Source organism: Paraburkholderia sp. JHI2823 (genome assembly GCF_038900695.1).
GTDB lineage: Bacteria > Pseudomonadota > Gammaproteobacteria > Burkholderiales > Burkholderiaceae > Paraburkholderia > Paraburkholderia mimosarum.
Genome location: NZ_JAYMRY010000003.1, coordinates 331919 through 351122, shown reverse-complemented (window position 1 = coordinate 351122; position 19204 = coordinate 331919). Strand labels below are relative to the sequence as shown.

Sequence of the window (19204 nt, the reverse complement as noted above, 5' to 3'; positions counted from 1 at the left end):
CACGCTTGCGCCACCGAGCGCCCTTGACCCCATCGTGGGGGCCGGGTCCAAAAAATGCGACTATCATGCGTCGCTTTACAGGGGCTCAGGAAACATGACGACCCACGGTGACGCCGCACGCGGCAGCTCGCCCTGTCGGACGATGCCGTGAGCCGTCGATTCTCCGGCTGCGACGCCAGTGTGGGCACGCCTTCGACGCGCGCCTGCTCCGCATCGCCGATGCGCTTTCTATAATCGCGGGACATACCTTCGTCCAAACATCCTCAAGCAATCTGGAGCGATCGATGGCCACTGAAACGGCAAACCACCTTCAGACAGCCAAAACCGGCGTGCCGGGGCTAGACGATGTCCTGGTGGGCGGGCTGACGGCGAGCAATATCTTTCTTCTGGAAGGCGCTCCCGGGACGGGAAAAACGACGATCGCGCTGCGCTTTCTCATCACGGGCGCGGAAGCGGGCGAACGGGGGCTCTACATCACATTGTCCGAAACGGAGAAGGAGTTGCGCAACGGCGCCGCGTCGCACGGCTGGCATCTCGCGGACGAAATCGACGTGTTCGAGGTCGTCCCGCCCGAAAGTCTGCTCGATGCGGACCAGCAGCAGAGTCTGCTGTATTCGTCGGATCTGGAACTCGGCGAGACCACGAGGACGATTCTCAGCGCCGTCGAGCGTACGCAGCCAAAACGCGTCGTGCTCGACAGCTTGTCCGAGATTCGCCTGCTCGCTCAGAGTTCGCTGCGCTACCGCCGGCAAATCCTGGCCCTCAAGCATTTTTTCTCGCGTTATGGCGCAACGGTGCTGCTGCTCGACGACCTGAGCTCGGAGGCAACCGACAAGACCGTCCATAGCATCGCCCACGGCGTCATCAAGCTCGAAGAGCTCTCGCCTGACTACGGAGCGGAGCGGCGCCGGTTGAAAGTTTCGAAATATCGCGGACGGGCGTTCCGCGGCGGATACCACGACTTCGCGATCAGGACCGGCGGTGTTGCCGTTTTCCCGCGCCTCGTCGCCGCCGAGCACCGGCTCCGCAGTGCGCGCGAGACGATGAGCAGCGGTGTCGCCGAACTCGACACGCTGCTGGGCGGCGGTGTCGCGCAGGGATCCAGCACGCTGGTCCTCGGGCCGGCCGGCACGGGTAAATCGACTTTCGTGCTGCAGTTCATTTCGGCGGCGCTTCAGCGCGGCGAGAAGGCGGCGCTGTTCGTCTTCGACGAGGAACTCGGCCTGTTGTTCGATCGGACACGCCAGATGGGCTTCGACCTCGAGGCGATGCGCGATCGGGGCAGTCTGCACGTCGAGCAGGTCGATGCCGCCGAGCTGTCTCCCGGTGAATTCGCCCACCGCGTCCGTTCGCGCGTCGATGGTGCGCAGGCGAAAACGGTGGTGATCGACAGCCTCAACGGATATCAGGCCGCGATGCCGGCAGAAAACGCGCTCGTGCTTCACATCCACGAGCTGCTGCAGTATCTGAACCGGCAGGGCGCGAGCACTTTTTTGACCGTGGCCCAGCATGGCCTCGTCGGCGACATGAAAGCACCCGTGGATGTGACCTACCTCGCCGATACCGTGATTCTGCTGCGGTATTTCGAGGCGCGAGGCAGGGTCAGGCGCGCCGTATCCGTCATCAAGAAGCGCACGGGCCGCCACGAAGAAACGATCCGTGAATTTCGCATCAGTGAAAACGGGCTGACGGTAGGCGCCGCTCTCGACGAGTTCCAGGGAGTGCTGCGCGGCGTGCCGATTTTCGTGGGGCACGCGCCACTGATGAACCTCGGCGCCATGGCTGATGACGACGATTGATCGAAATGCATGTCGCGCCCTGATCCTGGCGCCGCTGGGACGGGATGCTCCGGTCGCCGCGGCTCTGTTGCGGGAGGCCGGCACAGGGACGATCGTGTGCGCCGATATTGCGCATTTTTCGGCGTCGCTGAGCGACGAGATCTGCTGCGCGGTGGTGACCGAAGAGGCGCTGCGTGATGCCGACCTCACCGATGTCGCAGCGTGGGTGGCGACGCAGCCGAAGTGGTCGGACTTTCCGTTCATCATCCTCACGCAGCGGGGCGGCTATCCGGACCGCAACCCGCAGCCGCAGACTCTGGTGAGGACGCTCGGCAACGTCGTATTTCTCGAGCGCCCGTTCCATCCCATGACGTTCGTCAGTGTGGTGGCGACTGCGCAGCGGGGGCGCTATCGGCAGTACGAAGCGCGCGCGCGCATGGAGGAACTGCATGAAAGCGAGGCGCGTCTGAGGACCGCGCTGACCGCGGGCCAGCTCGGACAGTGGGAGCTGGACCTGCCGCCGACCGAATTCACCGCCTCGGCACCAACGAGGGCGGTCTTTGGCTGGCCGGCGAGCGGCCCCTTCACGTACGGAGATTTCGAAGCGCGCCTCCATCCGGACGATAGGGAGCGCGCGCGTGAGGCGATACGGATCAGCATCGAAACACGCCGCGACTTTGCCGTCGAATGCCGCTGTTTCTGGTCCGACGGCACCCTGCGTTGGGTCGATCTGCGCGCAAGGCATGTGTTCGACCGCAGAAGCAGGAAGGCAAGGCTCGTCGGCGTTTCATCGGACATCACCTCGCGAAAGACCGCTGAAGCCAACCTGCGCCGCCTCAACGAAACGCTCGAAGCGAAGGTCCTGGAGCGCACCGCTCAGCTCGAGCGCGCGCATCGAACCGTGCTCGAAGAGATCCAGCAGCGCGAGCATACCGAGGAGGTGCTGCGTCAGGTTCAAAAAATGGAAATGATCGGACAGTTGACCGGCGGAGTGGCCCACGATTTCAACAATCTGCTGATGGCGGTCATGGGCAACCTCGAACTGCTGCGCAAGCAGATTCACGACGAGAAACTCGCGCGCCTCGTCGATGGCGCACTTCGTGGTGCGAGCCGCGGTGCGTCGCTCACGCAGCGTCTTCTCGCGTTCGCGCGGCAACAGGACCTGAGGATAGAACCGACTCACCTCGGGAATCTGATTCGCGGCATGACCGACCTGCTCGAACGTTCAGTCGGGGCGCGCATCGAACTGGAGTTCGAGTTGCCGGCGCAGCTACCGCTCACGCTGGCGGACGCCAACCAGGTTGAACTCGCGCTTCTGAATCTCGTGGTCAACGCACGCGATGCGATGCCGGACGGCGGGACGGTCTCGATACGCGTTGACGAGGCGCAGGCCTCCGGACACCCGGATCTCGCCGCCGGCGATTACGTACGTGTGATCGTGAGCGACACGGGACACGGCATGAATGCGACAACGCTCTCGAAAGCGATGGAACCTTTCTTCACGACGAAAGAACTCGGCAAAGGCACCGGTCTGGGTCTTTCGATGGCGCACGGCCTCGCGCTTCAACTGAACGGCGCGCTGCGGCTCGAAAGTGAGGAGGGCCGCGGTACGCGGGTAGAGTTGTGGCTGCCTGTGACAGCGCAGCTACCCGTCGGACAGGCGGTGGCCGAATCGATGTCGAACGAAGGCTCGGCCGCGCCCAAAGGGGTCACCATTCTGCTCGTCGATGACGACGCGTTGATTTGCAACAGCACTGCCTATTTGCTCGAAGATCTGGGACACGAAGTCATCGAAGCGAACTCTGGCGCAAGTGCACTCGAAGTGCTCAAGAACGGTCGCAAAGTGGATCTGCTCATTACCGACTATTCGATGCCCGGCATGACGGGTATCCAGTTGGCTTACGCCGCTCGTCAATTGAGGCCCGACCTGCCGGTCGTGATGGCAACCGGCTACGCAGATTTGCCGTCGGGAACGAGCATGGACATCGTGCGGCTGCGCAAGCCCTATCAACAGCATCAACTCGTGGCGGAGATAGCTAAGGCGCTACGTCTTGTTCGATCCGGCTAGCGTCCTCGAAGGAGCGGGCGCCCATCTGGGAACGCGGCCTTCGGGCTCATGGAGGCGTGCAGCGACAAGTCGGGGGATTGGATTATGTCCGCGTTGGCACGGTGAACGGTCGAAACGCAATTAGCCCCGGGTGTCGATCCAGTCGCGCCCCCAATGATCTGAAAATCGCAGGGCTTCCGTTTCGGTGGGGAAATAGCCGAGCGAATAAAACTCGTAACGCGAACGTCCTTCGCGATCGAGCGGGCGCGTAAGTGTGAGGTTCGAAGAGAAACAACCGTCGGGAAGACGGTGAGCCGAGGGCCTGACCGCGTAGCCGCGGTAGTGCCTGGCGACAGGATTTTGCACTATTGTCTTTTAAAAAGCTGGAGCCAAGTCATCTCGCCTGGAGAGACTGGCCGAACGTGATGGAGGGCGTCTTCGGGGGCGTCGTCGGAAGGCGGCTGGCATTTTTGCCACCCGGCACGAGATGCCCAATGCGGACCAACTGGACGAAGGGGTGCGGTGCCGCCGTCGCGGCGGCACAAGCCCGGATGACTTACAGCGGGGTGATATTGGAGGCCTGCATGCCCTTGGGGCCGCGCTTTGTCTCGTAGCTGACCTTCTGGCCTTCTGCGAGTGTCTTGAATCCGTCGCCGCGAATTTCCGAGAAATGCGCGAACAGATCATCGCCACCAGCGTCGGGCGTGATAAATCCAAAACCCTTGCTGTCGTTGAACCACTTTACGGTACCGGTGTCCATGGAATTCTCCTGAGCATGAACGTACATAGATGCGCTCCGCACGGGGCGCTGGGAAAAGGATCAAGGAGGGGAGAGGACAACGAGTACCGCAGGATGCGGTCAATGATGAGCAGCAATCGCACTTCTTGAAGACTTCAGCGCTCGACACTACCGGGGAAAGTAATCAAAGTCAAGGTATTTCGGTTTCACACTGCCGCAGGCCCGCGTAGCGAGGGCCGCACGGTATCCGATGTCATCTTGCGGGGCCGCTTGCTCGCTCACGTGCGGCGCGTGATAGCGACGTGAATGACGGCGTCCGGTACTGGTTAGGATTCCCGGAAAAGCGAGCGGAGCTGCTTCGGTCAGTAAGGTTTTCTTGGCGGCAATGAGCGCTTGAGCTGTTTGCGCAGTCGCGCCACCGCCGCAGCCTTCTTTCTCTTGCGCTCGGCAGTCGGTGTTTCGTAAGCCATTCTGGCCCGCAGTTCCTTTAACAAGCCGGTGGTCTCGATCGAACGGCGGAAGCGGCGCAATGCGACTTCCAGAGGCTCATTCAGTTTGGGGATGACAGTAGTCAATTCTTTTCCTGTTTGTGAGTTCGTGATGTGAATCATGTGGAGGGGCGCGGCGGGGTAAGTTCGGTCCATCCGCTTGCGCTCCCATCAGCCAAAGCGTGCATCCAGCCATTCGCGCGCCCAGTTCTTCGCGTAGGCGATCGCGTCGTCGCGTACGTCAAAGCCCGCCAGGTCACCGCTTAGATGGACGTCATATTCGCTGCCGTCGGCACGGTAGCAACTGATGCGGACATGGGCCATATACTCGCCGTCGGCCCGGCGCGGGGTGGGGTCGATGAGAAACCGCGTTGAATTGAATTGCATTGCTTTCTCGCGTGATTGCCGCGCTGCGGTGGTGGTGACCACCGGTTGCGCGACGGGCCTTTACGCGTTCAGAAGGGCCATGACATGGCCCGCCTCCCAATCCGACTCGCAGGTCGGCATGCCGTCGTTGCGCAGCAGGGCGCGGACCGACATGAACATCAGCCACGCATTCGCATCGACGTTGCGATGACCGTCGCGGATAACGCTTTCGAGTTCGGCGCGAGCCCCCGAAGGCAGAAAACGGTCGATAATACCGGTGCCGTCGTTTCGAATCAGGTCCAGCAGTTCATTTCTGCCCATTTCCCTTCTCCTGTCTTCCAGCATGGCTCACTGCGAATGCTTGCCTGTGCGGCACGACCCTCCCCGTGAGGCGATTCACGCCTCGAGATCGAGCACGCTCGTGTTCTCAGGGCATTCATCGATGAGGCGGACTGCATAGGCAGTCGATGCCCGGCGTGCGTCACCGGCATTCTGGAAGGGTGTGGGCTGGGCGAGCCTGAATACACGGCTGCGCGACGTTGCCTCTGAACTTTCCGGCTCCTGGATTCGTACGGCCGCATCGAAACCCTCGTCGTAGTTATGGCCGCCAGCTGCGGTAGTGGCGCGATGCGGATAAACCAGTGGGTGAATTTCGAGCCCACGGTACAAACGGAGACCTGTTGTCATGGCTTGCCTTTGCGACCGCATCGTTACGCGGCGGATTGTGGAGGGGAGTGCGGGCGACTGAAGCCGGTCCCAGCACCGGTGGCCGCGATTGTTCGGCCTGCGAAGAAATTGAACGGTCGCTACCCACACGAACTGCGACTGGGGAAGGCCCGGGACGCTGTGAGCATCAACGACTTCATGCTACGCCCATTGATGCCTTTGTACAGTAAAACTTCTGCGTCCCGTTCGCGAAGCGCGCTGGCGCAATCGATGACGGCGATGCGCCCTGGTACCGTGTCAGTGAAGGGCGCAGCCCGCGTCCCTGGCCGCCGGTTTCAACGACGGCGGAACGCTGCCCTCTGCGTTGAGCCACCGCTGCGCTCGTCCTTGTGCCGGAAATTGATTCGTCCTTTTGTGAGGTCGTATACCGAGAGTTCCAGTGTGACCCTATCTCCGGCAAGGATGCGGATGTGGTTCTTGCGGATACGTCCGGAAGCATACGCACCGACCACGACGCCATTGTCGAGCGCAACGCGGTAGCGGCTGTCCGGAAGCACTTCCTCAACGATACCGTCGAGTTCCAGCAGTTCTTCTTTTGCCATTCAAAGGTCCTTTAATGTGCCGGACATCGATGTGCGATGCCTCGGCGAGGAGCAAGCTACGCGCGTTGAGAGACGCTTGCCCCGCAATGGTGGGACGCGTGGGGCAGATGAGCTGCCTCGCGTTGGAGATGTCACGGCCGTCGCCCCTGTTCGGGCGGCAGATCCTGCAGTCGAGTGGAGAAGTCAGACGCCCAGGCCAGCTATACCGGTCCAATCGGGATAGAGGCACGTCCAACGGATAGGCTTGTCGCCGGTATCACCGGGCGATCAGTCGAAGGAGCATTCGCAACGCGCCAACGGAGACCTTGTTGTGCGACGTAAGGGGCGAATCGTCATGCATTGTAACCGAAGACAGCCACCTCCCGCACAAACCCCCGAGACGGACCTTTCGTAGTGACGGGCGAGTTTGTGAGCCGGATGCATTCGACCGGCTCGCGTACCCGCGGACGTGGCGCCGTATTCCGTCGAATCGCTGCGTGGAGCAATCAAATACCGGTGTGGGGCCTATCGTCAGCTCCGGGACGACGGGAAACGAGGCATCTGAACCGTGAACGTGGTCTCGTCTTTCGTCGAATCGACCCATATCGTGCCGTGATGCGCGCTTGCTATGCACCTGCAGATGTAAAGGCCAAGCCCCATTCCGGAAACCATGGCGCTACGCCCAGGCGATGGATTCGCACGCGTCAACGGATCAAACAGCGTGGGCCGCGCGCGCGCCGGTATCGCGTCGCCTTCGTTCGATACGGCAAGCGTCATCTGTTCGCCTTGGCCAGCAACGCTCAGGCATATTTTTCCGGAGCCGTGCTGAACAGCATTCACGAGCAGATTCACGAGGAGCTGGCCGACCCGCGCGCCGTCCCATCTGCCGGCAAGGTCGCCGGTCAGGCAAACTTCGATGCGCGCGTCGGGCCACGCGGCGCGTACTTCTTCAGCAGCGTCACTGGCGATGCGTCCCAGGTCCTGAGGCGTGAATTCGACCGGAAGCGCTTCGCCCAGACGGGCGCGTGCGAAGATGAACAGATCATCGATCATCCGCTTCAGGCGCACCGCGCTGCGTTGTACGTTGGCGACTGCGCGCGCGCTGAAAGCCGAGAGGGCGTTGTCCCGCAGAAGCACATCGGCCGAATTCAGAATCGCGCCGACGGGCGAGCGCAGATCGTGCGCGAGTACGCCGGCAAACAGATCGCGGATGTATTGACTCCGTTGCGCGTACTGCCGGACCGATTCCGCGAGCATCTGGTCGATGGCTTCATTGAAACGGATCATTTCCTGAAAGGCTGCGGCATCGGCCTGCGGCATCATCAGCCATCTGCGCAGAACACTCGCACGCAGCGCGCGATATTCCGCCACCACCTCATTGATTCCGTAGCCATGCGCCAGGCGATCGTCTGCGTGCAGGTGAGCCGTCTCGTTGAAACTGGATTTCGACGCAGGCTCCTCGCCGCGCGACTTGGCTTTCTGCTGCACGTCCGACTGCGGTTCGCGCATATCGGCCGCAATTCGTATGAGGATGTCGCGAGCGGAATTGCGCAACTCGCGCTCGTCGAGATGGCTCTCCTCCAGGCTGATCGTCCGGGCATACTCCGTCCAGTCCTCAACCAGCTCGCGAAGGTTGGCCTCAATAAAGTCGGACAGGCTCATCGATCCCCCTCGGTGCTTTGCGGATACGGAGTTGGAAAGGCAAGTTCTCTGCCATCACGTTTGCCTAAACGGCATGGTGCGATGCTCCAATCGGTCAAACGTGGGCTCGATGCGTGTACGCCGGAAATCAGATGAAGGGATTTTCAGTGGCCCGCAGCACCGGAAGGGGAAGCGGACATGGATATGTTCATTGTAGCTTTTACTGCCCCAATGCACGCTCCATGGCGAGACCGCTAATGGTCAACCCTGGCGCCATCCTGGCGCGCAAAGTGAAATGACCGGGGCGGTACGCGTGTTCCGCTGAAAACTTGCCGGGTGTACCGATGCGGATCCATTTTCCGATACCCTGAGACTGACGCCGCCCCCGATCGGCAAATCGACGAAAAGAGGCCAGAAAAAAGGCTTGTTCGCGATGAAGGCGCGCGCACATGACCCATACAATTTTTCGCATACACGGATTGCATTCCCACTTCGGATTTCCGGTTAATTCAGCATGACACGGCTTGCACGGCACTACGTCCCAGAACAACCGCAGCACGTTATCCTGCAGGGGCTCACTGGGCCCGCATTCCTGGACGAGGGAGACTACCTGTACTTCCTCGCCTGTCTGGCGGACGCCGCGCGCGTCGCCGATCTGGCGGTCCACGCGTGGGTGCTCATGCCCGACGCGATACAGTTCCTCGTCACGCCGACATACGAGTCGAGCGTGGCCATGGCGATGCAGGCGATCAGCCGCCGCTATGTCGAGACTTTCAACCGCCGGCACGGGCGTCGCGGTACGGTGTGGCGTGGCGGATACCATGCAACCGTAATCGAGCCCGACCGGTATTTCCTGCTCGCGAGCCGGGTCATCGATCAAGCGCCGGTGCGAAACCGCCTGGCACCGGAGCCGGGAAGCTACCGGTGGTCGAGCTACACGCACCATATCGGGCTGCGCGTCGACAGCTTCATCAAGGACCATCCACTCTATCGGGCACTCGGCAATACGCCGTTCGAGCGCCACCAGTCTTATCGCGATCTGGGTGCACAGCCTCTGGACGAAAGCGATGTCGACAACCTGATGCAGTCGACGCTCAACGGGTGGGTGCTTGGCAGCGCCGCCTATTGCGAGTGGGCGGCGCAGGCAGCCAACCAGCGCCTCATGCCGCTGTTGCTGCGCGAGCGGTCGCCCACGGTTCGCAAGTCAGGGGTCCTCGCGCGTGTGGGCTGACATCAAACGCCGGCAATGAAAGGTTTTTTGGCGTGTCATCGTGCGGAGCCGTTCCATGTGTTACGGTACGTGTTCGGGCAGGACGTTTCAGCCGACCATCAGAAGGATGCTCATGGAATTCAGCAATGGCGCTGTACTGGAAGCTCTTCGACTTGCACTGTATCGACAAATACCGTGGCACAAGCGACCGGCAATCTTCACGTCGCTGCGCGCACAGGGGCTGATGCAGATCGTTGAGCAGAAACCTCCCATCGGTGCGAAGTACCTCGCCGCACTCCAGATTGCCATCCTCACCGATAAAGGACAGAAGGAAATCCAGCGAATCGAGGCGTCGATGCATGTTGCCGGATGGCTGGACGACGACTACATCGCAACGTTTCTCGAAGACGTTGCCTTTGCCTGACCGCGCATCGTTGCGTGCGGACGGAATCACCCTGCTAGCAGGTCATACTGCGCGGCGTAGCGGCCGCGCAGCTACATACGTGACGCCAGAAGTCTGATGCCGGCAATTCCGAATACGACGGCCAGGCATCCTTCCAGGGCGCGACGGGTTCGCACGTACCACCTGCGAGCCGTTTGCGTCGAAAACAGTACTGCATAGGCGCCGAACACCAGACATCCGATGGCCGCACAACCTGCGATTAACGCACTGTGGGCCGATCCCGTGCTGTTCGACGAAAGCGCAACGATGGAAACCCATACGAGGATCGCTTTCGGGTTAGTGAGATGGAGCGTCGCGCCGCGGCAGTAGACACGCTTCAATGTCGGCCTTTGCTCCACCTGGATTCCGGATTCGATTGAACTCGAGAGCGCATTGCGCCCAGATTTGAAGGCGAGCCACAAGAGATAGAGGCCGCCGAAAACCTTGACTGCAATGATGAACTGCGACCATGCGACCAGGGCCGCCGACACGCCCAGCGCTGCCACCGTCGCCCAGAACATCGACCCCGAGATGACACCGAGTGCGAACATCAACGCTGCTTTTCGGCCGTGACTCGCCGCTATGGAAATAATCGCAAGGTTGCTCGGCCCGGGACTCGCCGTGCCGACGAAATACGCTGCATAAGCAAGCAGCAGGTTTGCCGGGAAAAAGGCGTTTCCGGTCATGTTCGGGTTTCCAGAAATGGAAGATCGGTTGATTGTCGGGCTTTAGCGATGCGAGCGGGAGTGGCAATCGTGCCAGTTTCGAGGGTGTTTCGGACATGCGCCTTCGAAACGTGCGCCGGACCTTGCACGCCGGAGCGCTTCATGCCTTATGTGCGCAACGGCCTCAACCCCGCGCGCACTTCGTTCGCGAAGATCATCGGTTGTTCCCATGCCGCGAAGTGGCCGCCCGTTTCGGGTTTGTTGAAATAAATCAGGTTGTGGTAAGCCTGTTCGGTCCAGCTCTTCGGCGCCTGGTAGTTCTCTCCCGGAAAAGCGCTCACAGCGGCCGGCACGTTGACGTCTGCCGCGAGGAAGAAGTTCGCGTGCGACTCCCAATAGAAGCGCGCCGCCGAAATACCGGTGTTGGTCAGCCAGTAAAGCGTGATGTCGTCGAGTATGTCGTCTCGCGTGAGCGCGCCTGCCGAATGACCGTTCACGGGATGGCCGAGCACGGCTGCGCTCAGCGCCGCTGCGGGCTGGCCGTAGCCGTCGCCGTGATCGAGCAGCCAGGCAGCCAGCGCGACGGGCGAGTCGGCGAGTCCGTACAGCGTCTGCGGGCGCGTGCCCATTTCCAATGCGTATCCGCGCTTTCTCTTGAAGTTCGCGCTCAGTTGCTCATACGCATGCTTTTCCTCATCCGACAGGCCAGCGGGCGTCGGATCGCCCGCGACAAGCGACTTGAGCATGTCGGCCGGAACCGACGCCGGAAAATTCACATGAATGCCGATCAGTTCGGGTGGCGCCTGTTTGGCCATGACGTTCGTGACAATCCCGCCGAGATCGCCGCCTTGCGAAGCAAAGCGCTCATAGCCCAGGCGTTTCATCAGTGTGACCCACGCGCGCGCGGTGCGCTCCGGTCCCCAGCCCGTTGTGGTCGGTCTCGCCGAAAATCCGTAACCGGGCAATGAGGGGATCACGAGATGAAAGGCATCGGAAGCCGGCGCACCGTATGCGGTCGGATTGACGAGCGGATCGATGATTTTGAACTGTTCGATGACCGAGCCCGGCCAGCCGTGGGTCACGATCAACGGCATCGCGTTTTCGTGCTTCGACCGTACATGGATGAAGTGAATATCGAGTCCGTCGATTTCGGTGATGAACTGCGGCAAGGAATTCAGCCGCGCCTCGCATTTGCGCCAGTCGTAGCCCGTTGCCCAATATTGCGCGAGTCCCTGAATGGAGGCGAGCTGGATGCCCTGCGATTCGTCGGGCACCGTTTCGCGATCCGGCCAGCGCGTGGCCTTGATGCGTCGCCGCATATCGATGAGCTGCGATTCGGGAACGTGAACGCGGAACGGCCGGATCGCCGTCTTGTCGCCGTTCGCGGGTTCGATGATGCTGCCGTTTGCCGGGCTCGTTTCTGCGAAGGCGAGCCGGCTCAGCGAGCCTGCCGCGAGCGCCGCGGCGGCCACGCCGACAAACTGCCGGCGCGACGAGGATTGGGGCGTGTCTTTGGACATGAGATCGGTTTCCTGACCCGGATCAGCGTGATTCGTTGCGCGTGAAGTCCGCGATGTGGAGTCTCACGAAGTCGTCCATGCTCATGGGCTTGCGGCCCGTGAGTTCGAACAGGTCGTTGGTCATGCGGTCGTATCGTCCCTGAGCGTGCAGGTCCGCCATCACGGCCAGGTGGTCGACGACGTGAGCGGGAATGCCCAGTTCGCGCAGCTTGTCCGACCACGGCGCGACCGGCACGTTCCGGTAACGGATGGGCCGACCGAGCACCTGCGAAAAGATGCGCGCGGCCTGCTCGAGATCCGTCGATTCGAGGCCGGTCAGGTTATAGATCTTGCCGATGTGAGGCGCCGGGTCTTCGAGAATCACGGAGACCGCGTTCGCGACGTCGACGGCCGAAATGGGCGATGTCTTGCTATTGCCGAGCGGCAATGCGAGTTCGTCTTGATCGCGCACGCCGGCCGCGCCAAGCGTGAGGAAGAAGCTCTCGAGAAACGCCGTGGGCCGTACCGTGACGACGGGCAGCCCCGACCACTGCAAAACCTGCTCGGCAAGCCAGTGCAACTTGTGCTGAGGGCTGTCGGTCGTCTCGGTGATGCTCATTTCCGTGACGGTCATCTGCGACATGTTCACGATGGCTTCGACGCCATGATGGCGCGCCACGGCAGCAAAATTGACGGTCGCTTCGAGATACGCCGGGGATACCGACATGCCGAAATAGACGCGCGAACAGCCTTCGATCGCGCGGTGCAGCGAGGCCAGGTCGGTCAGATCGCCGACCACGACCTCGGCGCCAAGGCGGCGCAACTCGTTCGCGCGATCGTCTTCCTTGCGGACCAGCGCCCGCACCTTATAGCCTTTCGCGAGCAATGACGTTGTCACGTTGCGGCCGATCCCACCGATCGCGCCTCCGGCGCCCGTCACGAGAATGGGGCGGTCATGGGCTGGTTTCGTTGTCATATCCGATACCTTTCATAAGAAGATTGAATGCATTTATGTATGCATATGCACACTAATGCATAAAAATGTAGATGCGTCGATCAACGCGATGACCAGCGCATCATGCGCGTGTGCTCTGCAAAATGCCGGGCGAAGTTATACGGCCTCGGCGCGTAGATCGTCGGAACGAGGGTCGTCCACGACCGCCGGGTGCGAAGCGCGTTCATGAACGTGCGCGGTCGGCGTACGGTCGATCATCAAACTCAGCAGTTCGGGGCGGTTGTAGTGGCCCGCCGCATCCATCAGCATTTTGCGCCGGTCGATCTGCGTGAAGTCGAGATCGACGATCACCTCGCCTTCACCCGAGCGAAGCGGTTCGGCCATCAGCATGCCGTCAGGTGCGACGATCGTGGTGAAGCAGCCGCCCGAAATCGGACCGATTCCACAACCGGTGTCCTTCATGATTTGCGCCTGCTGGTCCGCATCGAGCCACGCCGTGGCATTGACGACGAAGGCTCCGGATTCGAGCGCATGCTGGCGGATGTTGATTTCCATGCGCTGGGCAAAGCCCTCGCCGAACGCGGAACCCGGGTACATCGCCGAATGGATCTGCTCGCCGTCGGCGATCATCGCGTAACGGGCAAGCGGGTTGTTGTGCTCGAAGCAGGCAAGCTGACCGATGCGGCCCACCGCGCTGTCGACTGCACGCAAGCCCGAGCCATCTCCCTGGCCCCAGATCATGCGTTCGAAATGCGTCGGCGTGATCTTGCGGCGGCGCTGGATCAGCGTGCCGTCGGCATCGAAAAGCAATTGCGTGTTGTACAGCGTGCCGCCGTCGCGCTCGTTGACGCCAATGGACACGACCATGCCGGCTTTTCGCGCGGCTTCGCCGATCGCTTCGGTCGCCGCGGACGGCACTGTCACCGCCTGTTCGAGGAGGCGCAAATGTTCGGTGCCCGAAAGAAGCTCGATGCCCGTCTGGACGGCGGCAAAGTATGGGTAATAAGGCACCACCGTTTCGGGGAAGGTGGCGAACTGCACGCCTTTCTGGCCGAGTTCGTGGATCTTTTGCACGACCTTGGCGACGGTGGCTTCGCGGCTATAGAGCACGGGGCTGAACTGGACTGCGGCGGCTTTGACGACTTTCACAACAGACTCCTTTGACGAGGGGGGAACGCCAGGCGTTGGCCGATCTTGCATATGCAACATCGAGCGAAAATTTCAGGAAATGCACGGCGGCAATTGGCGCGCGATATTCATGAGATCGCGGGCGCCGTCTTCGCCGAGGAGGCGCGCCGCGTGGCCCTGTGCCGCCGACCACGCACATGCGGCGTTTTTCAGCAGCGTCTTGCCTTCGTGCGTGAGCGACAGCGGGCGGCTACGGCCATCGCTTGCCGGGATGCTCTCGGTAACCCAGCCGTGTGCGATCAGCGGCTGCAGATTCCTTGACAGCGTCGAGCGCTCGTGTCGAGTGCGCCGGCCCAGATCCGAGCGGCTAAGGGGCCCGAACTCCACGATCAGCACCAGCAATGAGAACTGCGGCGCCACGATGCCGAACGGACGCAACGCATCGTCATAGACGGAGGTCAGGATTCGCGAGATCTGCCGGGCGCGCGTCATCAGGCAATCGCGCGCGATATGGCTGCTGGGCGGTTGGTCCGCGGTGCGGTCCAGTTCGACGGTTGCGTTCGGCTCGGTTTGCATATGCACTACCTCGGTCAGCCCAGCTTTTGCGGTGCGGTGGTTTGCTCGCGATGGGCGTATTTGAGCGGACGAACGTATCCCGCTCATGTCCGAAAGCGGGTTTTGCGTATGCGTGCGTATCTCCGGCTACGGTAGATACGTTGAGATACAAAAGAACGGTGTGGAGGATGGCGGCGCAATGGTCCCGCGAGATCGTGCGAGGCCTCAGCCGCCGTCGCGACCCGATTCGGCTTTTCTATCGCGCGCCGCGGCGCGCGAAAACCGCATTTGATATTCGCTGGGCGACAATCCGGTTTTCCGTTTGAACAACTGCCTGAATGTGCTGATATCGCCATAGCCGACCTGCTGGCTCACCGCCTCGAGCGCAATCGGCCGGGTTTCCAGTAAGCGCTTCGCGACCTCGATGCGCAGATTCTGCAGATACGTCAACGGTGCGAGCCCGAGCGCTTCCTTGAAACGGCGATTGAGCGTGCGTTCGCTGACAGCAAGCGACGCCGCCAGGTCGCTCAACCGGAATCCCCGCTCCAACGTCGCCTCCATCTGCTGCTGGGCGCGCGCGACTAGCGTATCGGTATGCCCATGTTCGTCGAGAAGCGTTGCATAGGAAGCCTGAGAAGTCCGGTTCATGTCGATGAGCAGCACCTTCGCGACCGTCGTGGCGAGATCCTCGCCGGCGAATGTTTCGACGAGCCGCACGGCGAGATGCAGGTACGACGTCACGGAACCGCTCGACATGATCCCGTCTTGCGCGATCATCAGCTCGTGTGCGCGAACCTCGACACGCGGATACCGGCGCGCGAAGTCCGCGGCGCGCGCCCAGTGTGTCGTGGCGGCGCGGCCATCGAGCAGGCCCGCCTCGGCGAGCAGATAATTGGCCGTGCAATACGCCGCCAGCACGGCGCCCGCCTTGCGTTGGCGCCGCAGCGCGGAAGACAGCGCGTTCAACTCCTCGCGGCGCCCGATGAACGCGTCGATGTTCGAAAGAAACGGCGCCGTCAGGAGAATGGCGTCGGCTTTTTTGCGCGGATCGATCTTGCCGTCGACGTGAATGGTCTGGCCCGACGCAGCCAGGACCGGTTGACCGTCGAGGGATTCCACGCGCCATGCGAACAGCGGCGCGGATGGCGCGCCAGCCAGGCGCGCGTGAAACTGGTTGGCCGCGCTGAAAACGTCGACAGGCCCCGCGACGCCGGATGCGAGGATGCCGTCATAGACCCAGATGCGAACGATGGCCATTGCGTGTCCGAAATTCCCTCAATAATGGCGATCCTGCCACTTCCGGGCGCACGAGTAAACCCTCATCATCGGCGGCATCCCATCACCCGAAAGCGGGAGCCGCATCATGCCGATGATCGATGCACTGTGGCCCGAAGACGCCTTGACGCCCGAGGGCGAAGCGCGTCTCGTCAAGGAACTGACCGACATCCTCATCAAGGCGGAAGGGTACGATCCCGCCAATCCGATCGCGCAGCGTGTGACCGTGTTTCATCTTCATCGGCCTGCTGCGATCTATATCGGCGGCGAGCGTACGAACACCATGCGCTACCGGATCATTCCGTCCGTACCTGAAGGCCAATACACCGACGAATCACGTCGCGCGCTCGTTAGAGCCGTTACTGAAGCCGTGGCGCGCGCGGAGGGCCGCGCGTTCGACGACGTCGCGCCGCGCGTCTGGGTCTTCCCGACCGAGATACCGGAAGGCGCCTGGGGGACGCGCGGCGCGATCTGGACGCTGCCCGATATTCATGCGCTGCTGGCGGGCGAGTCCGAGCGCGGTGCGGGCGCCGAACGCCTCGCGCGTCGCCGACTCGAAAAGGCGCGCATCATCCTCGAAGCCACGCTCGATGCCTCCCGCGCGGGCACGACGAGCAAACCCTGAAAGGAGCACCCGACATGAAATTCAACGACACAGCCCCCGTGCTCGGGCCCGTTGGCGGTCCGCCGCTGTGGCTGGCGAGGCTTGCCGAAAACGCGACGCTCGAAGCCACCGTCCTGAAGCGTCCGATCGAGGGCCGCGCCGATATTCTTTCCGTGATCAAACACGCGGCCTCGCTCTACGAATTCCAGCATCACAGCTACAAGGGCGAAATCGGCAACGGTTTATATCTGGAGTCCTATCGTTCGCAGATCCAGGGCGTGCCGATCGAAACCGTGCTCATCGCGCATCTGAACGAACAGGGCGAGACGGATTCGGTGGTCATCAATCATCGCCCGCTCGAGGCAGCGCTGCTGTTCTCGAAACGGATGGGAGAGCTCGTCGACGAGCGCTTTCGCGATCGCTATCTGACGGGACCGGAAGCCGCGGCGCTCGAACGATGAAACGCCTGCTTCTTGACTTGACGACAGCCGCTGTGCTGATCGCTTCTACAGGAGTTTCCATGGCACAAGTCACGACTATGCCCGCCACGCCAACCACGAAGATATTGGCGATTGGCACCTTTGCTCCGGGCACGGACATGCAACTCGTCCAACACCTGCTTCGGGACGAAGTTCGGGAGACGGCGCAACGCTATCTCGAGGGCAGGATCGATCAGTGGTATTCGCTGCAAGACAGGGCCGGCGTGGTGTTCATCCTGAACGTCACGGATGTCGCTCAAGCGCATGAAATGCTCGAGGCGCTTCCGTTGGGAAAGGCGCACTTGATGACGTTCTCGCTCCTGCCGATCGGCCCATTGAAGCCGTTGAGCAAGCTTCTGAATGCCCCGTCGCCCCAGTAGATGAGTTCGCCGACCGCGATGCACTTCGTGCAGGCAGACGGTGACGTTCACGGTCCCCGAGGGCATGTCTCATTCGCACTGAGGTGGCGGCTCGGGCGAATCCGTGAGCGTCGAGGCTTCGGCATCCAGGCAGGGACTAATCACGGCCTTCGGCAGCGCCGTTGAAGCAACCGTCTTCGAGCGCTTTCTCGATGATGTCCCTGTGTTTGAGCACGCGTTCGCGCGCCCATCGAATCGCGGCCTGCTCGGCCTCTCGTTTCGTCGGGCAGTCCGGGAGTCCAACGAACAGCGCCTTCGGGACTTCCGCCGGTTTTTTCCAGTCATCCCGCCTGGTGATGCGCGCCGCTCCCGCCCATCCGTCACGCGGTATGTGGTTCGTGAGGCACTCGACAAAGTAGTCACCGACTAAATACATTGTTTGCTCCAAGGACGCCTCATTCGAAGATACGGCGGCGCACGGCGCTCGTGCACGGTTGTCCGGCATGCGCGACCGAGCGGTCGTTTTCTCACTCAGTAGCGGCCTGAAGCGCGAGCGAGCGCAGCGTTTCTCCAAGGGTTTCGAGCCTGGCATGTTCGTTCCGCGCTTCGTCGGCTGACTCGTTGTCTCCTTTTGCAGCGGCGCTCTCGGCCTTGTCGCGCGCAAGCGCAGCGCGCTCCGCCGCCTTGCGCACGCCCGTCCAGAGCGCGTCTTCGAGCTCGGATTTTTGCGCGCCGTCCAGCGTCTCGCTGGAAAACGCATGGCCCGTGTGGCATCTGAAGCGAAGCGGGGCATCGGAGCCCACTCGCCACAGCACACCGCCGCACTCCGGGCAGGTCAAGGTGCTGCGCTCGCCGATCCTGTCGAGATCCGCGGGAGTGGAGACGCCGGTGAGCCCGATCCGCGTCTCGATCTCGAATCGCTGCTTGTCGGTTTTCATGTGGCCTCCTTTCACGGGAGTCTGCACGGCCCGCACGATCGCATCGCCCACTTGGTCCAGTTGGGCCACCCGGGACTTCGGAACCGCTCGCAAGGTACTGAGTGGCATCGAGGGCGCGACGCAGTCGGCTGGATCCTGCACGATGACCGCGCCTCCGCATGCATGGATTGCGACGGCTCCCGCAGCGCCGTCGTCGAGGTGACCGGTCAGGACTACCGCAATGGCCCGCGCCCCGAACTCGATGGCTGCCGAGCGGAACAACGGATCGATCGCCGGACGCGTGAAGTTTTCCCTGGGCCCCGTGGTGAGCCGTATGCGCCCGTCCTGAACCATCATATGTCTATCTGGTGGCGCGACAAAGATCTGGCCGCGCTGAAGTGGCGCATCGTGCCCGGCGTGCGCGACGGGCAGGGAGGAATAAGGCGCAAGCAACTCGGGAAGCAGACTTCTGTGCTTGCCGATGTGCATGACGACCAGTACGGGCGCATCCAGCTCGTTCGGCAAGGCCTGGAGGACGGCTCGCAATGCCGCCAGCCCTCCCGATGACGCGCCGATTACCACGATCCGGCCTGTGCCGGAGCCTGCGGTGTTCATTCGTCCGCCTTGCAAAAGGATGGAATCGGACCTTCGCGTCGACCGTGCGAGGCGGCGCGAGAGCGCCCGGAAGAACGAATCCGCCAGGTACATCAGATGTGCGCAAAAAACGGACCCGGTCGGACAGACGAAGCGCAGCACCGAACGGGTAGCACGCCCCGATCGACACGCGCGACGAGTCCCGACTCAGTGGAG

General features: G+C 62.0%; 23 protein-coding genes. 7 read left to right on the top strand and 16 right to left on the bottom strand.

Features of this window, described 5'->3' with window-relative positions; translation table 11 throughout:
- Positions 1-107 precede the first annotated feature (107 nt).
- Together VSR34_RS06000 and VSR34_RS05995 are read left to right on the top strand one after the other, a co-directional pair.
- Positions 108-1799: an ATPase domain-containing protein gene (locus VSR34_RS06000; protein WP_342962088.1), complete on the top strand. Its 1692-nt coding sequence runs from the start codon at positions 108-110 to the stop codon at positions 1797-1799.
- A 94-nt stretch (positions 1800-1893) separates the two neighbouring features.
- Positions 1894-3846 carry an ATP-binding protein gene (locus VSR34_RS05995; protein WP_342962087.1) on the top strand — a complete coding sequence of 651 codons (1953 nt, stop codon included), beginning with the start codon at positions 1894-1896 and terminating at the stop codon, positions 3844-3846.
- A gap of 120 nt (positions 3847-3966) precedes the next feature.
- On the opposite strand, the gene VSR34_RS05990 is transcribed toward VSR34_RS05995, so the two are convergent.
- The 8 genes from VSR34_RS05990 to VSR34_RS05955 all read right to left on the bottom strand — a co-directional run bounded on the left by VSR34_RS05990 (position 3967) and on the right by VSR34_RS05955 (position 8327).
- On the bottom strand, positions 3967-4191 hold the full coding sequence (locus VSR34_RS05990) for a hypothetical protein (RefSeq protein WP_081715838.1): 225 nt from the start codon (positions 4189-4191) through the stop codon (positions 3967-3969).
- Positions 4192-4381: 190 nt separating this feature from the next.
- Positions 4382-4585: a cold-shock protein gene (locus VSR34_RS05985; RefSeq protein ID WP_028207638.1), complete on the bottom strand. Its 204-nt coding sequence runs from the start codon at positions 4583-4585 to the stop codon at positions 4382-4384.
- A gap of 341 nt (positions 4586-4926) precedes the next feature.
- Entirely contained in the window at positions 4927-5139 is a 213-nt protein-coding gene (gene rpsU, locus VSR34_RS05980) for a 30S ribosomal protein S21 (protein ID WP_081715861.1), read from the bottom strand.
- 84 nt (positions 5140-5223) lie between these two features.
- Entirely contained in the window at positions 5224-5439 is a 216-nt protein-coding gene (locus VSR34_RS05975) for a hypothetical protein (protein ID WP_028210158.1), read from the bottom strand.
- 60 nt (positions 5440-5499) lie between these two features.
- Positions 5500-5763: a hypothetical protein gene (locus tag VSR34_RS05970; protein ID WP_238327618.1), complete on the bottom strand. Its 264-nt coding sequence runs from the start codon at positions 5761-5763 to the stop codon at positions 5500-5502.
- Between the two features lie 51 nt (positions 5764-5814).
- Entirely contained in the window at positions 5815-6105 is a 291-nt protein-coding gene (locus tag VSR34_RS05965; RefSeq protein ID WP_081715839.1) for a hypothetical protein, read from the bottom strand.
- 314 nt (positions 6106-6419) lie between these two features.
- Positions 6420-6686: a translation initiation factor IF-1 gene (gene infA / locus VSR34_RS05960; RefSeq protein WP_028210160.1), complete on the bottom strand. Its 267-nt coding sequence runs from the start codon at positions 6684-6686 to the stop codon at positions 6420-6422.
- 510 nt (positions 6687-7196) lie between these two features.
- Positions 7197-8327, bottom strand: coding sequence for a HAMP domain-containing sensor histidine kinase (locus VSR34_RS05955; RefSeq protein ID WP_028210161.1), 1131 nt, complete (start codon positions 8325-8327; stop codon positions 7197-7199).
- A gap of 493 nt (positions 8328-8820) precedes the next feature.
- Between VSR34_RS05955 and VSR34_RS05950 the strand changes: the two genes are divergently transcribed.
- Together VSR34_RS05950 and VSR34_RS05945 are read left to right on the top strand one after the other, a co-directional pair.
- Positions 8821-9537, top strand: a complete 717-nt coding sequence (locus tag VSR34_RS05950; protein WP_028210162.1) for a transposase — start codon at positions 8821-8823, stop codon at positions 9535-9537.
- A gap of 112 nt (positions 9538-9649) precedes the next feature.
- Positions 9650-9940: a hypothetical protein gene (locus VSR34_RS05945; protein WP_036017970.1), complete on the top strand. Its 291-nt coding sequence runs from the start codon at positions 9650-9652 to the stop codon at positions 9938-9940.
- Positions 9941-10011: 71 nt separating this feature from the next.
- Here the strand turns inward: VSR34_RS05945 and VSR34_RS05940 are convergent, their stop codons facing one another.
- The 6 genes from VSR34_RS05940 to VSR34_RS05915 all read right to left on the bottom strand — a co-directional run bounded on the left by VSR34_RS05940 (position 10012) and on the right by VSR34_RS05915 (position 16017).
- Entirely contained in the window at positions 10012-10644 is a 633-nt protein-coding gene (locus VSR34_RS05940; RefSeq protein ID WP_342962086.1) for a LysE family translocator, read from the bottom strand.
- A 146-nt stretch (positions 10645-10790) separates the two neighbouring features.
- On the bottom strand, positions 10791-12143 hold the full coding sequence (locus tag VSR34_RS05935; protein ID WP_028210165.1) for an epoxide hydrolase family protein: 1353 nt from the start codon (positions 12141-12143) through the stop codon (positions 10791-10793).
- A gap of 22 nt (positions 12144-12165) precedes the next feature.
- Positions 12166-13098, bottom strand: a complete 933-nt coding sequence (locus VSR34_RS05930) for an NmrA family NAD(P)-binding protein (protein WP_028210166.1) — start codon at positions 13096-13098, stop codon at positions 12166-12168.
- A 135-nt stretch (positions 13099-13233) separates the two neighbouring features.
- Complete coding sequence (locus tag VSR34_RS05925; protein WP_342962085.1) at positions 13234-14286, bottom strand: carbon-nitrogen hydrolase family protein; 1053 nt, start codon at positions 14284-14286, stop codon at positions 13234-13236.
- Positions 14287-14298: 12 nt separating this feature from the next.
- Positions 14299-14868: a MarR family winged helix-turn-helix transcriptional regulator gene (locus tag VSR34_RS05920; protein WP_342962084.1), complete on the bottom strand. Its 570-nt coding sequence runs from the start codon at positions 14866-14868 to the stop codon at positions 14299-14301.
- Positions 14869-14985: 117 nt separating this feature from the next.
- Positions 14986-16017, bottom strand: coding sequence for a helix-turn-helix domain-containing protein (locus VSR34_RS05915; RefSeq protein WP_028210169.1), 1032 nt, complete (start codon positions 16015-16017; stop codon positions 14986-14988).
- A gap of 106 nt (positions 16018-16123) precedes the next feature.
- Between VSR34_RS05915 and VSR34_RS05910 the strand changes: the two genes are divergently transcribed.
- The 3 genes from VSR34_RS05910 to VSR34_RS05900 are packed head-to-tail and all read left to right on the top strand — an operon-like array spanning position 16124 to position 17498.
- Complete coding sequence (locus tag VSR34_RS05910; protein ID WP_342962083.1) at positions 16124-16660, top strand: tautomerase family protein; 537 nt, start codon at positions 16124-16126, stop codon at positions 16658-16660.
- 14 nt (positions 16661-16674) lie between these two features.
- Entirely contained in the window at positions 16675-17100 is a 426-nt protein-coding gene (locus tag VSR34_RS05905; RefSeq protein WP_036017975.1) for a hypothetical protein, read from the top strand.
- A 59-nt stretch (positions 17101-17159) separates the two neighbouring features.
- The gene (locus tag VSR34_RS05900; protein ID WP_036017978.1) at positions 17160-17498 is read left to right on the top strand and encodes a hypothetical protein; all 339 of its coding nucleotides are present in this window, start codon (positions 17160-17162) and stop codon (positions 17496-17498) included.
- A 136-nt stretch (positions 17499-17634) separates the two neighbouring features.
- Here VSR34_RS05900 and VSR34_RS05895 read toward each other — a convergent pair whose 3' ends face one another.
- Positions 17635-17913 carry a hypothetical protein gene (locus VSR34_RS05895; protein ID WP_051390737.1) on the bottom strand — a complete coding sequence of 93 codons (279 nt, stop codon included), beginning with the start codon at positions 17911-17913 and terminating at the stop codon, positions 17635-17637.
- Positions 17914-18004: 91 nt separating this feature from the next.
- Positions 18005-19009 (bottom strand): chemotaxis protein CheB, encoded by a 1005-nt coding sequence (locus tag VSR34_RS05890; RefSeq protein WP_028210172.1) that lies wholly within the window; start codon positions 19007-19009, stop codon positions 18005-18007.
- Positions 19010-19204: the final 195 nt, after the last annotated feature.

Bases quoted from the DNA above. Each gene is read 5' to 3' on its own strand.
- VSR34_RS05985 (WP_028207638.1), bottom strand. From the start codon at position 4,585: ATGGACACCGGTACCGTAAAGTGGTTCAACGACAGCAAGGGTTTTGGA.
- VSR34_RS05975 (WP_028210158.1), bottom strand. From the start codon at position 5,439: ATGCAATTCAATTCAACGCGGTTTCTCATCGACCCCACCCCGCGCCGG.
- VSR34_RS05970 (WP_238327618.1), bottom strand. From the start codon at position 5,763: ATGCTGGAAGACAGGAGAAGGGAAATGGGCAGAAATGAACTGCTGGAC.
- VSR34_RS05965 (WP_081715839.1), bottom strand. From the start codon at position 6,105: ATGACAACAGGTCTCCGTTTGTACCGTGGGCTCGAAATTCACCCACTG.
- infA (WP_028210160.1), bottom strand. From the start codon at position 6,686: ATGGCAAAAGAAGAACTGCTGGAACTCGACGGTATCGTTGAGGAAGTG.
- VSR34_RS05955 (WP_028210161.1), bottom strand. From the start codon at position 8,327: ATGAGCCTGTCCGACTTTATTGAGGCCAACCTTCGCGAGCTGGTTGAG.
- VSR34_RS05950 (WP_028210162.1), top strand. From the start codon at position 8,821: ATGACACGGCTTGCACGGCACTACGTCCCAGAACAACCGCAGCACGTT.
- VSR34_RS05945 (WP_036017970.1), top strand. From the start codon at position 9,650: ATGGAATTCAGCAATGGCGCTGTACTGGAAGCTCTTCGACTTGCACTG.
- VSR34_RS05940 (WP_342962086.1), bottom strand. From the start codon at position 10,644: ATGACCGGAAACGCCTTTTTCCCGGCAAACCTGCTGCTTGCTTATGCA.
- VSR34_RS05935 (WP_028210165.1), bottom strand. From the start codon at position 12,143: ATGTCCAAAGACACGCCCCAATCCTCGTCGCGCCGGCAGTTTGTCGGC.
- VSR34_RS05930 (WP_028210166.1), bottom strand. From the start codon at position 13,098: ATGACAACGAAACCAGCCCATGACCGCCCCATTCTCGTGACGGGCGCC.
- VSR34_RS05925 (WP_342962085.1), bottom strand. From the start codon at position 14,286: ATGTTGCATATGCAAGATCGGCCAACGCCTGGCGTTCCCCCCTCGTCA.
- VSR34_RS05920 (WP_342962084.1), bottom strand. From the start codon at position 14,868: ATGAGCGGGATACGTTCGTCCGCTCAAATACGCCCATCGCGAGCAAAC.
- VSR34_RS05915 (WP_028210169.1), bottom strand. From the start codon at position 16,017: ATGGCCATCGTTCGCATCTGGGTCTATGACGGCATCCTCGCATCCGGC.
- VSR34_RS05910 (WP_342962083.1), top strand. From the start codon at position 16,124: ATGCCGATGATCGATGCACTGTGGCCCGAAGACGCCTTGACGCCCGAG.
- VSR34_RS05905 (WP_036017975.1), top strand. From the start codon at position 16,675: ATGAAATTCAACGACACAGCCCCCGTGCTCGGGCCCGTTGGCGGTCCG.
- VSR34_RS05900 (WP_036017978.1), top strand. From the start codon at position 17,160: ATGGCACAAGTCACGACTATGCCCGCCACGCCAACCACGAAGATATTG.
- VSR34_RS05895 (WP_051390737.1), bottom strand. From the start codon at position 17,913: ATGTATTTAGTCGGTGACTACTTTGTCGAGTGCCTCACGAACCACATA.
- VSR34_RS05890 (WP_028210172.1), bottom strand. From the start codon at position 19,009: ATGAACACCGCAGGCTCCGGCACAGGCCGGATCGTGGTAATCGGCGCG.